Below are 13,653 nucleotides of genomic sequence, written 5' to 3'. Positions count from 1 at the left end.
CGGAGGAGGGAGCCGCAGCGTGCTGCGGTGACCGACGACAACGCGGCGAGGCGCCGCCTGACCGACCGCAGTAGGCAAAAGATCCGCAGGACAGGACCTAGGGCTGCGGGCGGTATCCGAGGCGCTTGGAGATCTCGGCGGCGGCGCGCCGGAGCGGCGGTTCGACCCGTCCCGCCAGGGCCTCGACGGTGGTCGGCGCGACGGTGAGGTGAACGGCGACGTTGACCGCCGCGACGACCTCGCCCGAACGATCCCGCACCGGAGCCGCGAACGAGCGCAGCCCCGGGGCCAGCTCCTCGTCGTTCACCGCGACACCGCTCTGGCGCACCTTGGCGAGGGCGGCGGTCAGCTGCTCCCGGTTGGTGATCGTCTTCGGCCCCCGGCGTGCCATGTCCGTGCGGTCGAGGATCTGCCTGAGCGCCGCCGGGTCCCGGTACGCCAGCAGCACCTTGCCCATCGCGGTGCAGTAGGCGGGCAGCCGGGAGCCCACGTGCAGGTTGAGGTCCATGGCCAGGGAACTGCGCCGGCCGCTTCGCCTGCGGTCCACGTAGACGACGTCGGGTCCGTCGCACAGTCCCATGCTGGCCGTGAACCCCGTCTCGTCGGCCAGGGTCTGGAGCAGGGGTCCGGCGACGCGGGTGAGCTCCATGGAGTCGATCGCCGCGAACCCGAGGTCGATCGCCCGCGGGCCGAGGAAGTACTTCTTGGTCTCCGGGTCCTGCTGGATGTACTCCAGCTTGGTCAGGGTGGCGACGTACCGGTGCGTCGTGCTCTTGTTGAGGCCGACGGCCCGTGCCAGGTCGGCGATCCCCAGCACCGAGCGGTTCCCGGTGAAGGCGGACAGGATGCTCAGCCCCCGCTCCAGGGACACGGAGAAGGAACCGGAGGGGTCGGATGTTGCGCGGCCGCGCGGGCGGGGGGACTCGTCATCGGTCACGGGGGTCAGCATATGGTGACTTCGTTCCACCTATTCGAACCATTTTGACTACGGGCTCGATCGGGTGAACGCTGTTCGACCGGGTGGCACAGGTGGCCTCCCCGCGTCCGGCGGCGTGGCCGTACGAGACGAGGCGAAAGAGAGGATCGAGCCATATGGCCGGAGCGGGGGGCACCGGAAGCGGGGCGATTCGTGCTGCGAGCGGCTGCCGGAAGGCGCGCGTCGAGCACTTCGTCGGTGGCGACTGGGCGCCGGCCGGATCCGGACGCTGGTATCCGAACCGTTCCCCCTGGTCCGGCGAGGTACTCGGCGAGATCGCCGCCGGTGACGGCGAGGACGCGCACCGGGCGATCGAGGCCGCCTCCGCGGCGTTCGGCGGCTGGGCCGGGGAATCGCCCTGGCGACGCCAGCAGATCTTCCTGCGCGCGGCCGACCTCCTGGAGGAGCGCCGCGCCGAGATCCTCGACGCCCTCGCGGTGGAGACCGGGTGCGGGTGCCACTTCGGCGGCGTCCAGGTCGACTTCGCCCTCAAGCTCCTCCGCCAGGCCGCGCAGCTGGCGTACCGGCCGACCGGGGAGCTGCTCCCGTCGGACATCGAGGGCACCCAGGCCATGGCCGTACGCCGCCCGGTGGGAGTGGTCGGCGCGATCGCCCCCTGGAACGCCTCACTCGCCCTGGCGGGACGGGCGGCCATCGGGCCGCTCGCGCTCGGCAACACCGTGGTGCTGAAACCCTCGGAGGAGTCCCCCTACACCGGCGGCGCGCTCTGGGCGGAGCTCCTCCAGGAGGCCGGCCTGCCCCCCGGCGCGTTCAACGTCGTCACCCACGCCCCGGGCGAGGCCGGCGACATCGGCGACGCGATGCTCACCAACCCCCTGGTCAAGCGGATCAACTTCACCGGGTCGACGCCGACGGGACGGCGCCTCGCCGAGAAGGCGGGCAGGCACCTCAAGCGCGTCGTGCTCCAGCTCAGCGGCCAGAACCCGCTCATCGTCGCGGGCGACGCCGAGGTCGGTTACGCAGTGGACGCCGCGGCCTACGGCGCCTTCGTCCACCAAGGACAGGTGTGCATGTGCGCACGGCGGATCTACGTCGAGCACCCGCTGGCCGAGGAGTTCGCCGAGCGGTTCGCGGCCAAGGTGGCGGCGCTGCCGACGGGCGACCCGCGCGATCCGGCGACGGTCGTCGGGCCGGTCATCAACGAGTGGGCCCTGGCCCTCCTCGACCGCCGCGTCAACGAGGCCGTCGAACTCGGCGCCCGCATCCTGGCCGGCGGAGTCCCCCGGCCGCCCTGCTATCCGGCCACCGTGCTCACCGACGTCCCCGACGAAGCCGAGATCGCCTACGGCGAGACCTTCGGGCCGGTCGTGATCCTGGAGGCCGTCGCCTCGGCCGAGGAGGCGGTCGCCCGGGCCAACCGGTCGGATCTGGGCCTGGCCGCCTCGATCATCACGGGTGACAGCCGCCGCGGCCTGCGACTGGCGGCGAAACTGGACGTCGGCATCGTCCACGTGAACGACCAGCCCGTCAACGACGAGCCGCACATGCCGTTCGGCGGCGTCAAGGACAGCGGCTGGGGACGTTTCGGGCTCGGTTTCGCCGCCGAGGAGTTCTGCGAGCTCCAGTGGGTCACCGTACGCGACCAGGACCGGACCTTCCCCTTCTGACCTACCACCGCCGACGGCGGCCTGGATAGTGATCCGGGCTCCCAGGCCGGCCGCTTCCGGCCGACAACTCACGGTGGCCCCATCGACGAGACCCTCTGACCTGCGTTTCATCACGTCCGGGTCGGCTCGGTGTGGGCCGACCCGGACGTGATCAGGCCGAACGGCGAACGTTTTCGCGTGTCATCGCAGGGTGCGGAAGAAGGTCCGGATGTCCTGGATGAGCAGGTCGGGGGTTTCCATGGCGGCGAAGTGGCCGCCCCGGTCGTATTCCGACCAGTGCACGACGTTGTGGTCGCGTTCGGCGATGCTCCGGATGCCGGCGTCGCCGGGGAACACGGCGACGCCGTGGGGCAGTGCCGAGTATCCGGACGCGGCGCCCCATGATTCCTGTGTCTCCTTGTAGAGGCGGGCTGATGAGGCGGCGGTCCCGGTGAACCAGTAGATGCTGATGTCGGTGAGCATCTGGTCGACGTCCACGGCGTCTTCGGGGAGCTCGTGCGCCGGGTCGGTCCACTCCTTGAACTTCTCGGCGATCCACGCGAGTTGGGCCGCGGGTGAGTCGTGCAGGCCGAACGCCAGGGTCTGCGGCCGGGTCGCCTGGATGATCGCATAGCCGCTGCGGTCGGAGTCCTGGTATTGGCCGAGCCGGGCGAGTTCGGCCGGGGTGAGTCCCTCGAACTCGGCCGGGTCGCCGGTCGGGAACCCGAGGGCGCCGTTGACGTGCACGCCCGCGACGTGCGCGGAGTCGACGCGGCCCAGCATCGGTGAGATGACCGCGCCGCTGTCGCCGCCGTGGGCGCCGTAGCGCCGGTAGCCGAGGCGGCTCATCAGCTGCGCCCACGCTCGCGCAACGCGGTTCAGGTCCCAGCCGGGCTCGGTGGTCGGCCCGCTGAAGCCGAATCCGGGAATCGACGGTGCGACGACATGGAAGGCATCGGCCGGCTCGCCACCGTGCGCGACCGGGTCACTCAGCGGCTCGATCACCTTCATGAACTCGGCGATCGAGCCGGGCCAGCCGTGTGTGATGATCAGTGGCAACGCGTCCGGCTCGGGCGAGCGGACGTGCAGGAAGTGGATGTCCTGCCCGTCGATCCGCGTCGTGAACTGCGGAAAAGTGTTCAGCCGCGTCTCAGCGGCGCGCCAGTCGAAACCGGTCCGCCAGTACTCGGCCAGTTGCTGCGCGTAGCCCACCGGGACCCCGTAGGACCAGCCCGCTCCGGGCAGTTCGTCCGGCCAGCGTGTCGCCGCCAGCCGGGCGCGCAAGTCCTCCAGCCGCTCCTGCGGGATGTCGATCCGGAACCGGTGTATCTGCGTGTCGCCGTTCATGTCTGCCACGATAGGAGCCGGTTAGGTCAGTTCCTGTCCTAGGATGGTCGTCATGGTGGAGACATCGGCCCGGCTACTGCGGCTGCTGTCGCTGTTGCAGACGCCGAAGGACTGGCCGGGCACGGAGCTCGCGGAGCGCCTCGGCGTCTCGGCCCGCACCATCCGCCGCGACGTGGACCGGCTGCGCGCGCTGGGGTACGTCGTGCACGCCACCGCGGGAACGCCCGGATACCGTCTCGGCGCCGGCACGGGTGTTCCACCGCTGCTGCTCGACGATGACGAGGCGGTCGCGGTCGCCCTCGGACTCGGCACCGCCGCCGTCTCCGGCGTGGCCGGGATCGGGGACACCTCGGTCCGTGCACTCGTCAAACTCGAGCAGGTGCTCCCGCCCCGGCTCCGGCACCGCGTCGGCGCCCTGCGCACGGCCACCCTCCCACTGGCGAACACGGCCGATGCCGTGGACCCGACGGTGCTCACCGCGATCGCCGCGGCCATCCGCGACCGAGACAGCCTGCGGTTCGATTACCGCGTCCAGGACGGAACCGAGGCCCGCCGCACCGCCGAGCCGCACCGGCTGGTGAGCTCGGGCCGCCGCTGGTACCTGGTCGCCTGGGACACCACCCGGTCCGACTGGCGCACCTTCCGCGTCGACCGGATGCGCCTGTGCTCGCCGAACGGGCCACGCTTCACTCCCCGGCAACCACCCGGCGGCGACCTGGCCCGCTACGTCGCCGAGCAGATCTCGGTCAGCCCATACCGCTACCGCGGCCGGTTCACGATGCACGCCCCCGCCGACGTCATCGCCGCGCGGATGCCGCCGACGGTCGCAACCGTCGAACCCGACGGCGACGATGCGTGCGTGCTCAACACCGGCTCGAACTCCCTCGACGAACTTGCAATATGGGTCGCGCAGATCGGCGTCGCCTTCGAGGTGCACGAACCACCCGAACTCATCGAACACCTGCGCACACTCGGCACCCGCCTCCTCGACGCCACGCGGTGGCCTCCGGAGGCCGGCGCAAATCGGTGATGCGCGGGTTCCGACTTCACAGGTGGCGGCGTACCGGTCGGCGAACTCTCTCAGCCGGTGGTCGATCAGTTCGACCGCGGCGGTGGTGCCGCGCGACTTGGGCCGCTCCAGCGTCACATCCGCCTGAGGCTCTCTCGTCCTCGGCAGGTGGTACGCCAGGATCCTGGGTTGCGTTCGACCCCGGGGATGGTGTTACCGTGTAAGTGGCTCGTCGATGTGATCGATCTGATCCCTTTTCCGATTCAGAGCCCTTCTCCAGCCGCCGCTGAGCGCCGGTATTCCGCTTTCGCCCACTGCTGAGGGCGTCACTTCCCGTTCGGCAACCGGACGGCGTCATCACGCACCTCTCTTTGTGCGCGTGAACCGCCCGCCGCCTGCCAGAACTTCATCGCGCCATGCCCGCCATCGGGCCGAATAGGCGCACATCCCCCTTTCCATCACCCATTTCCGGTCTTAAGGACACACCCATGACCATCACCACCGACAAGCCCTCGAAAAGAAGCACCACGACCACCGCCCCGGTAGCCCGGAACAGCACACGCCCACCCGCCGAAGAACGGGAGGTGACCGGGTTGCTCGACGTCCGCGACGGGAGGGCCTACCTCAGGGCGAGCGGCTACCTCCCGGGCGAGGACGACGCCTGCCTGCCCGCCGCACGGGTGAAAGCACTCGGCCTGCGCCCGGGCGACCTGATCACGGCACTCCTGCGCAAGCCGTACGGCAAGCCGGCCGAGGTGGTGTCGATCGACGGCGCGGAGCCGGGCAGCGCACGGCCGCACTTCGCCGACATGACGCCCGTCCACCCCCACCGCCGCCTGCTTCTGGAGACGGGATCGTCGATCACACGCCTGATCGACCTCATCACCCCGGTCGGCCTGGGGCAGCGCGGCCTGATCGCCGCGCCGCCGAAGACCGGGAAGACCATGGCGCTCAAGGCGATCGCCGACGCCATCGCAGCGAACCATCCCACTGTCCACCTCATGGTGGTACTTGTGGGTGAGCGCCCCGAGGAGGTCACCGACTTCCGCCGGCAGGTGCGCGGCGAGGTGATCGCCTCGACGTTCGACCAGCCCGAACGCGACCATACGGCGCTCGCCGAACTCGCGATCGAGCGGGCCAAACGGCTCGTCGAGCGTGGCCGGGACGTCGTCGTCCTCATGGACTCCCTGACCCGGCTCGGCAGGGCGTACAACGTCATCGCCCCGAAAGGCGGCAAGACGCTGACGGGTGGGGTCGACGCGTACGCCGTCCACCAGCCGAAACGGCTGTTCGGCGCGGCCCGCGCGACCGAGGAGGGCGGCTCGCTCTCCATCCTGGCGACCGCGCTCGTCGAGACGGGCTCGCGGATGGACGACTACCTCTTCGAGGAGTTCAAGAGCACCGGCAACATGGAGCTGCGGCTTGACCGGACTCTCGCCGAGCAGCGCCTGTTCCCCGCCGTGGACGTGACCTCCTCCGGCACACGCCGGGAGGAACTGCTCCTCGCCGACGACGAGCGAGAGATCATCTGGAAGCTCCGGCAGGTGCTCGCGGGCCTGAACCACGAGCAGGCGCTCACCGGGATACTCGACGGTCTGCGCACGTCACCGTCCAACGCCGTCTTCCTCCGGCAGCTCGCGCTCTCACAGGCTCCCCGCTGAGGCCGGCGTTGCGGCAATCCGGCGGTGGTGCGGACGCCCGAACCGGAAGATCCATGGAGGCGATGCGATCACGGGGTCGCGCAACATGTGCACAATGATCTTCGGGGAGCGTCCGGTGACAGCGCAGCCAGAAGACGATCAGGAGGGCACATCGCCGGCTCCCGGTGAAACCCGTTTCGGTCCGCTACGTCGACTGCCGCAGCCTGGGAGCCCCCGGTGACAGAGGCGCTGTACCTACGATTCCAGAGCGCCGCTCCCGACCAGGACGGCCGGTTCGTTGGGATATTCGGCCTGGTCAACTCTCTGGCCCGCAAGGGCGGGCTAACCGTCGAGCAGGAGCGGTTCCGGCGGGAGAACAACGACTGGTACGACACGCACTTCACCAACCCCACCGATGTCGACCCCACAATCTACGATCATGAACTGAATCCGGGGGCCGCCGCATGGTTCAAGTCATCGGCCCGAGCACTGATCGAACGTGCTACCGGCTACATGGACATCCTTGCCGCACATGGAATCGCCTGCGAGCTGGTCTGCACCACGACCCCGGGGAGGATCATCTATGAAGATGATCAGCAAGTGGTCGTCGTCCCTCACGCCGGCTCCGGCGGCACCGGAACGGTCCTCGTCGATGGGACCTAAGGACCGGCCAACGAAGGACGTAAGTCCCTGTGCCGCGGGTATCGGCCCCGGCAAGGGTGAGAAGGAGAACACTTCCTGGGAGGTGGATCTGATGTCTCAGTCCAAACCCAGTACGGTTCCGGCGTCCGGGGAAACGCATTCGCTTGAGGTCGAACTGAACCTTCTCAAGGCCCGGGTCAGCAGGATCGAGAAGCAGATCCAGGTGCTGGCCGAGGCCAATCTGGCCCTCGCGCGGAGCATGGAGGCCGGCCCCATGGAGGAGCCCGGGCAGATGCACCCCGAGCAGGCCGCGCGGCTCGCTCACGAACTGTTGCTCGCCGCCGGCCTCGTCAAGGGCGGGGGATGACACGGCAGGTGATCGGCCGCGGTTTCGTCGCAGGCACCGGCCGGTGACCCGGATCGGCGACGGACTCGCGGCGGCCACCACGATGCGCCGGGTCGAGACATGACGCGATACGACACTTCCACGAGACTCATCCAGGAGACGCCCTTCCGGTTCCGGATCGACCAGCGCGAGCACATGCTGGTCCCCGGGATCGTGTTCGCCTCCGGTGACCTGCTTCCCGAAGAGCAGGCCTTGCGGCAGGTCGTCAACGTGGCCATGCTGCCTGGCGTCGTGCGCGCCTCCTACGCCATGCCCGACATCCACTGGGGGTACGGCTTCCCGATAGGCGGCGTGGCCGCCACCGACATCGCCTCGGGCGGAGTGGTCTCACCCGGCGGAGTCGGGTTCGACATCTCCTGTGGAGTACGGCTGCTCACCGCCGCTCTCCAGCGCGACCAACTCGCCACCACGCTGAATCGGCTCATGGACGAGTTGGACAGGACCACACCCCGCGGGATCGGCCAAGGCGGGCTATGGCGGCTTTCCGAGGGGCAACTCGAAGGGGTGCTGTACGGCGGTGCGGGCTACGCCGTACAGCACGGCCATGGCCTGCCTCGCGATCTGGACCGCTGCGAGGACTTTGGGGCGGTCGCCGACGCCGACCCGGCACAGGTCAGCCCCCGCGCGGTCGAACGAGGCCTGGCCCAGGTCGGCAGCCTCGGCTCCGGAAATCACTTCCTGGAGGTCCAGACGGTCGAGAAGATCTACGACCCGGCGGTGGCGGCCGCGTTCGGCCTCCGGCTCGGCCAGGTATGCGTGATGATCCACTGCGGGTCGCGCGGCCTGGGACACCAGATCTGCACCGATCATGTCCGCGTCATGGAAAAGGCCATGCCGGGTTACGGCATCAGCGTCCCGGACCGGCAGCTCGCCTGCGCCCCGGTCGAGTCCCGCGAGGGCCGTGCCTACCTGGGCGCGATGGCCGCCGCGGCCAACTACGGCAGGGCCAACCGGCAACTGCTCACCGAGGCCACCCGCACAGCGTTCCGCCACGTGACCGGCGCCACCGTGGACCTGGTCTACGACGTGTCGCACAACCTCGCCAAGATCGAGGTACACGAGGGGATGCGGTTGTGCGTACACCGCAAGGGCGCCACCCGGGCACTCCCGCCGCACCACCCCGACCTACCGGCCGATCTGGCACCGTACGGCCAACCGGTGCTCATTCCCGGCACCATGGGCACCGCCTCCCACGTACTCACCGGCGTGACCGGCGCAGATGCCTTCCACTCCACCTGCCACGGTGCCGGCCGCACCCGTAGCCGCCACCAAGCCGCCCGCTCCACCGACGGACGCCGGCTGCGCGACCAGCTGGAGGCGCAGGGCATCGCCGTGCGCGGCTCGTCCTGGCGCGGCTTGGCGGAGGAGGCTCCGACCGCCTACAAGGACGTCGACGCCGTGGTGGCCGCCGGCGTCGGAGCCGGCCTGTGCCGCAGGGTCGCCCGGCTGGTCCCGCTCGGCGTGGTGAAGGGCTGATCCCGGTGAAAGGCCACCGTGCCCTGCCCCACACCGCCGACGCCCGCATCGAGGCGTGGGCGCCCACCGCCGCCGAGTGCATCGCCGAAGCGATCCGCGCCATGATCGAAGGCTTCGCCGATCTCGGCCACGCCGAAGGCGCTGCCGTCCAGACGGTGCGCATCGGCCCCGGCTTCCCCGAGGACCAGCTCGTGACAGCGCTCGACGAGGTGATCTACCGCATGGACACCACCGCGAGGATCCCCTGCGGCGTCGAAGCGGGTGAGGATCAAAGCGGGCTGTGGCTGCGGCTGGACATGGCCGATGTCGCCACCATCTCCCAGATCGGCGCTCTCCCCAAAGCAGTCGCCCTGCACGACCTGCGCTTCCTTCGTGAACCCCGCGGCTGGACCTGCGCGGTGACCCTGGACGTGTGAGTGAGCGGGGAGTCCGCGATGCCTGCCGGACCTCCCACACGGCCACCACGATGGCATGGTCGGTCAGCTCAAGGCCCTTTTCCGCAGGCGTTAAACGGACTCGGCTTGACGGGAATGAACGCCTTCGGCTCCGCCCAGCGGTCCCCACCCGGCCGAACCCCGGTCACGGAGCGGGCAGTGGGTACGGTGGCCCCAGACTCCACACCCGCATCATGCCGTCGTCACCGCCGGAGACCACCACCGGGCGACCGTCCAGCCGCCCCACCGCCACCGACTCGATCAAGCCCCGGTGGCCGGTGAAGGGTTTGCCGATCGGTGCACCGGTGGCCAGGTCCCACACCCGCACCGTGTGATCTTTGTAGCCGCCGGAGACCACCACCGGGCGGCCGTCGTCGAGTTGTCCCACCGCAAGGCCCAGGGCCCAGCTCTGGTGCCCGGTGAAGGGTTTGCCAATCGGCGCACCGGTGGCCAGATCCCACACCCGCACCGTGTGATCGCCTTCGCCGCCGCCGGAGACCACCACCGGGCGACCGTCCAACCACCCCACCGCCACCGACTCGACCGGTCCTTCGTGACCGGTGAAGGTTTCGCCGATGGGAGTGCCGGTGGCCAGATCCGACACCCGCACCGTGCCGTCGCCGCCGCCGGAGACCACCACCGGGCGACCGTCCAACTGCCCCACCGCCACCGACAGAACCCACTTCTGGTGCCCGGTGAAGGGTTTGCCGATCGGTGCACCGGTGGCCAGATCCGACACCCGCACCGTGCCGTCGAGACCACCGGAGACCACCACCGGGCGACCGTCCGACCACCCCACCGCCACCGACTCGACCGAGCCCCGGTGGCCGGTGAAGGACTTGCCGATCGGTGCACCGGTGGCCAGATCCCACACCCGCACCGTGCCGTTGAGACCACCGGAAACCGCCACCGGGCGACTGTCCGACTGCCCCACCGCCACCGACCAGACCGGTCCTTCGTGACCGGTGAAGGTTTCGCCGATGGGAGTGCCGGTGGCCAGATCCGACACCCGCACCGTGCCGTCGTAGCCGCCGGAGACCACCACCGGGCGACCGTCCAACTGCCCCACCGCCACCGACAGGACCCACTTCTGATGACCGGTGGAGGTTTCGCGGATAAGGGTGCCGAAAGGAATGTCCGTCAAGACGGGCTTCAGCCAGAAGGCGGTGGAGATCAAGATGACAACGACGGCCGCCGCGAGGACCGTCCCCAGGCGGCGCCTGGTGTGGCGGTACGGAGAGAAGCCGGAGGGAAGCGGTGTCCTCCCAGCCGTGGGCACCGCCATGGAGAGGCCGGAATCGGCGGTACGGGGCTCATCGGTCAAAGGCGGGTCCGGTTTCGGCCCCGTGGCGGGTATCCGGCCGGCCCCGCCGTGTCCGATGGCCGCGGAGGACCGGCGATCAGATGACGCTGAGATCAGCAGCGGTGCCACGCCATCCGGCTCCGCCGTGCCCGGCCCGGCCCTGACTTCGCGGGAGCCTGCGGGCGACGCACCGGCCTGCGGTACCGGATCATGGTCATCTGGAGGTTCGAAAGACGGGCCGGGGTGGTCCTTGATGGGCGTCTCGTGGGTGAGAGCGGTGAACAGGTCGGTGATGCCGGGCCGGGCAGCGGGATCCTTGGCCAGGCAGGCGGCCAGCAGTGGGCGCAGCCGGTCGGGCACGCCCGCCAGGTCGGGTTCGCGGGTCACGATCGCGTTGATCACCACTACCGGGATCGCGCCGGAGAAGGCCGGATGCCCGGTGGCGGCGTAGACCATGGTGGCGGCCCAGGCGAACACGTCCGAGGCCGCACCGGCCGGGTGTCCGTTGAGCTGTTCGGGCGACAGGTAGGCGGGGGTCCCTATCAGGGCGGATCCCGTGGTGGAGTGTTCCAGCAGGCGGGCGATGCCGAAGTCGATGACCACCGGCCCTTCCTGCCCCATGATCACGTTGCTCGGTTTGAAGTCCCGGTGGACGATGCCGGCCCGATGGATCGCGGCCAGTGCCGTCAAGGTGGTGATCGCCAGCCGGTCCAGCCCACCGCCGGTGCGTGGCCCGTCCTGGGCGATGAGCTCATCCAGAGAAGGGCCTCGGACGTATTCGCTGACCAGGTAGGGCCGGTCCCGGGCGATCCCCGCGTCGATGACCCGTGCGGTACAGAAGGCCGCGACGCGGCGGGTGATCTCGGCCTCGCGCAGAAAACGTTCCCTGGCCGCGGGGTCGGCGGCCATCCGGGCGTGCAGCGTCTTGACCGCCACCGGCTGTCCGGAGGGCGCCTGGCCGAGATAGACCACCCCCTGGCCGCCCTCGCCCAGTACTTCGGTCAGCCGATAGTCACCGACCTGCCGGGGATCGTCTTTGGCCAGCGGGTGCGGACCGGACACGGCATTCCCTTCCCCTGGCCTCACAGGCGGACGAACCCAGCCGCCTTTGGTCCGATAAATAACGCTATACGTCTCCTAATAAGGGGGAAAGCTTTTAGGGAGAATGAAAGCCTTACGGCCCAGGTCTCGACGGGCGAGGGGACGCCGAAGATTTGGCGCGAAAGCCTGTCACAAAATCGCGCTCGGCATCTTCTCGTACCGGCTTCTCGTACCGGCGACACCAACCGGAGCCGGTATTACTGGCCGGGGGCGACCGATGGCCCACCGGACACCAGGGTGGCGAACGGTCGCCTTCGGGGGGACACCCGATGCGACGCCTCCGCGCTCACCAGCCGGCGGTGAGGAGGAGAGCACCGCCGGCCACCTCGACCCAGAAGTAGAGCCAGGAAGGGTAGAACGCTGAGGGCCGCTCGACGACGTGCGCCGTCAGCCGCCCGAACGCCATGCCCAACAGCGCCACCGCGACGGCCACCACGGCACCGCGACGGATTCCGCCGACATCGGCGAGCGCCAGGGCCAGCAGTACGGCGATGCTCACGCCGAACCCCCCGTACACGGCGCGTATCTCCGCCCGCGCTTCGGCGAGGTCCGCGACCATCCCGAACGGCCTGATCAGCGCGGCGGGCGCGATGAGTCCGTACCCGCCCATCCCCAGAAAGAAGACCGCCACGGCGATGATGACCACGGTGGCCATAGGCTCGCTCCCCATGTCTCGAAAGAGTCGTTCGCGGGAGATGATGCCGCTGTGAGCAGATCACCGCTTTCACAAACCTGCCGCGATCCCGGCGCGGTGCTTTGGCTGTGGCCGGGTCAGGCCATCTACCACGGGCCGGCGCTGGACCTGGAGGCACATTCCGGCTCGGTTGCCTGCCTTGCGATCGGGCTCGACGACGTCTTCACCGTGCAGACGCGGGGACGGCCCGTACAGACCGCGCGCAGTGCCCTGATCGCACCCCGCCTCACCCACCGGCTGGTCGCCCGGGGCGACCGGATGCTCTTCTGCTACCTGGATCCGAGCTCCTCCAGACCGCTGGCCTGCGAACGACGGATGACCTCGGGCGACTCCGATCTCGGACTCGCCCACCGCGAGGAACGGCTGCTGATCCGGTACGCCCCTCGGCCAGGCTCGGTCACCTCCGCGTCGAACTGGCTGGATCTGGCCGCGCCCCGCGGGCCCGTCCAGATCGACGCCCGCATACAGGACGCCGTCGCGCGCCTGCGTGCCGAGGTGCACCGGACCGTCTCAGCCGAGGAACTCGCCATCGGCTGTGGCCTGTCCACCTCACGGTTCCTGCATCTGTTCCCGGCCCACACCGGCACGAGCTTCCGCCGCTACCGACTGTGGACCCGGATGCTGCGCGTCGCCGAACTGATAGCCGAACAACGCGACCTCACCACCGCCGCAGCCGATGCCGGATTCGCCAGCCCTTCCCACTTCAGCGAGGCCTTCCACCGCATGTTCGGACTCCAGCCCAGTCGCCTGCTCGCCGCTGGAGTCACCGTCATCGACGCGACCGCACGGTGATTCGTTGCCGCGCCGGATGCGTGGCCTGCGTCCAAGTGCTCTCGCGCCTCCTCCAACTCCTCGACAACGTCGACATGGATTAAGCCCGGCCGATGCGAACATTCACCGGGAGTCCGGCTGTACGCGGGGAATTCGAGCCGGCCGCTGTGCGGCCAAACCCTTCCCGACCGTCGCCACGGCTGCCCCCGGGCGTGCCGGGCCAGCACGAAACCGGCCCGGCGGCGGT

The 13,653-nt window shown here is 69.7% G+C and carries 12 protein-coding genes; 8 read left to right on the top strand and 4 right to left on the bottom strand.

From position 1 onward, the window contains the following. Positions 1 to 97: 97 nt before the first annotated feature. The gene (locus tag ACWD3H_RS43955) at positions 98 to 937 is read right to left on the bottom strand and encodes an IclR family transcriptional regulator (protein ID WP_451959245.1); all 840 of its coding nucleotides are present in this window, start codon (positions 935 to 937) and stop codon (positions 98 to 100) included. Between the two features lie 155 nt (positions 938 to 1,092). Between ACWD3H_RS43955 and ACWD3H_RS43950 the strand changes: the two genes are divergently transcribed. Beyond that, positions 1,093 to 2,604 carry an aldehyde dehydrogenase family protein gene (locus tag ACWD3H_RS43950; protein WP_451959244.1) on the top strand — a complete coding sequence of 504 codons (1,512 nt, stop codon included), beginning with the start codon at positions 1,093 to 1,095 and terminating at the stop codon, positions 2,602 to 2,604. Positions 2,605 to 2,784: 180 nt separating this feature from the next. Here ACWD3H_RS43950 and ACWD3H_RS43945 read toward each other — a convergent pair whose 3' ends face one another. Next, on the bottom strand, positions 2,785 to 3,930 hold the full coding sequence (locus ACWD3H_RS43945) for an epoxide hydrolase family protein (protein ID WP_451959243.1): 1,146 nt from the start codon (positions 3,928 to 3,930) through the stop codon (positions 2,785 to 2,787). Positions 3,931 to 3,982: 52 nt separating this feature from the next. Between ACWD3H_RS43945 and ACWD3H_RS43940 the strand changes: the two genes are divergently transcribed. From ACWD3H_RS43940 to ACWD3H_RS43915, 6 genes are all read left to right on the top strand, one after another. After that, complete coding sequence (locus ACWD3H_RS43940) at positions 3,983 to 4,960, top strand: helix-turn-helix transcriptional regulator (protein ID WP_451959242.1); 978 nt, start codon at positions 3,983 to 3,985, stop codon at positions 4,958 to 4,960. A gap of 467 nt (positions 4,961 to 5,427) precedes the next feature. Then, positions 5,428 to 6,600, top strand: a complete 1,173-nt coding sequence (gene rho, locus ACWD3H_RS43935) for a transcription termination factor Rho (RefSeq protein WP_451959241.1) — start codon at positions 5,428 to 5,430, stop codon at positions 6,598 to 6,600. A gap of 216 nt (positions 6,601 to 6,816) precedes the next feature. Further along, positions 6,817 to 7,242 carry a hypothetical protein gene (locus tag ACWD3H_RS43930; protein WP_451959240.1) on the top strand — a complete coding sequence of 142 codons (426 nt, stop codon included), beginning with the start codon at positions 6,817 to 6,819 and terminating at the stop codon, positions 7,240 to 7,242. Positions 7,243 to 7,333: 91 nt separating this feature from the next. Continuing rightward, complete coding sequence (locus ACWD3H_RS43925; protein ID WP_355561801.1) at positions 7,334 to 7,588, top strand: hypothetical protein; 255 nt, start codon at positions 7,334 to 7,336, stop codon at positions 7,586 to 7,588. A 99-nt stretch (positions 7,589 to 7,687) separates the two neighbouring features. After that, positions 7,688 to 9,103 (top strand): RtcB family protein, encoded by a 1,416-nt coding sequence (locus ACWD3H_RS43920; RefSeq protein ID WP_451959239.1) that lies wholly within the window; start codon positions 7,688 to 7,690, stop codon positions 9,101 to 9,103. Positions 9,104 to 9,108: 5 nt separating this feature from the next. Beyond that, positions 9,109 to 9,519: an archease gene (locus ACWD3H_RS43915; RefSeq protein ID WP_451959238.1), complete on the top strand. Its 411-nt coding sequence runs from the start codon at positions 9,109 to 9,111 to the stop codon at positions 9,517 to 9,519. A 163-nt stretch (positions 9,520 to 9,682) separates the two neighbouring features. Here ACWD3H_RS43915 and ACWD3H_RS43910 read toward each other — a convergent pair whose 3' ends face one another. Both ACWD3H_RS43910 and ACWD3H_RS43905 read right to left on the bottom strand, forming a co-directional pair. Then, positions 9,683 to 11,902 carry a protein kinase domain-containing protein gene (locus tag ACWD3H_RS43910; protein WP_451959237.1) on the bottom strand — a complete coding sequence of 740 codons (2,220 nt, stop codon included), beginning with the start codon at positions 11,900 to 11,902 and terminating at the stop codon, positions 9,683 to 9,685. Between the two features lie 325 nt (positions 11,903 to 12,227). Further along, entirely contained in the window at positions 12,228 to 12,596 is a 369-nt protein-coding gene (locus ACWD3H_RS43905) for a DUF4345 family protein (protein ID WP_355561791.1), read from the bottom strand. A gap of 51 nt (positions 12,597 to 12,647) precedes the next feature. On the opposite strand from ACWD3H_RS43905, the gene ACWD3H_RS43900 reads away from it, so the two are divergent. Next, the gene (locus ACWD3H_RS43900; RefSeq protein ID WP_451959236.1) at positions 12,648 to 13,427 is read left to right on the top strand and encodes a helix-turn-helix domain-containing protein; all 780 of its coding nucleotides are present in this window, start codon (positions 12,648 to 12,650) and stop codon (positions 13,425 to 13,427) included. Positions 13,428 to 13,653: the final 226 nt, after the last annotated feature.

This window comes from Streptosporangium sp. NPDC002607, from assembly GCF_053592655.1.
Note: the sequence above shows the minus strand (reverse complement) of the source record. Positions and strands in the feature narration are given on the sequence as shown.

Coding starts and splice junctions, on each gene's coding strand:
- ACWD3H_RS43905 (WP_355561791.1), bottom strand. CDS start 12,596: ATGGCCACCGTGGTCATCATCGCCGTGGCGGTCTTCTTTCTGGGGATG.
- ACWD3H_RS43925 (WP_355561801.1), top strand. CDS start 7,334: ATGTCTCAGTCCAAACCCAGTACGGTTCCGGCGTCCGGGGAAACGCAT.
- rho (WP_451959241.1), top strand. CDS start 5,428: ATGACCATCACCACCGACAAGCCCTCGAAAAGAAGCACCACGACCACC.
- ACWD3H_RS43950 (WP_451959244.1), top strand. CDS start 1,093: ATGGCCGGAGCGGGGGGCACCGGAAGCGGGGCGATTCGTGCTGCGAGC.
- ACWD3H_RS43920 (WP_451959239.1), top strand. CDS start 7,688: ATGACGCGATACGACACTTCCACGAGACTCATCCAGGAGACGCCCTTC.
- ACWD3H_RS43940 (WP_451959242.1), top strand. CDS start 3,983: ATGGTGGAGACATCGGCCCGGCTACTGCGGCTGCTGTCGCTGTTGCAG.
- ACWD3H_RS43945 (WP_451959243.1), bottom strand. CDS start 3,930: ATGAACGGCGACACGCAGATACACCGGTTCCGGATCGACATCCCGCAG.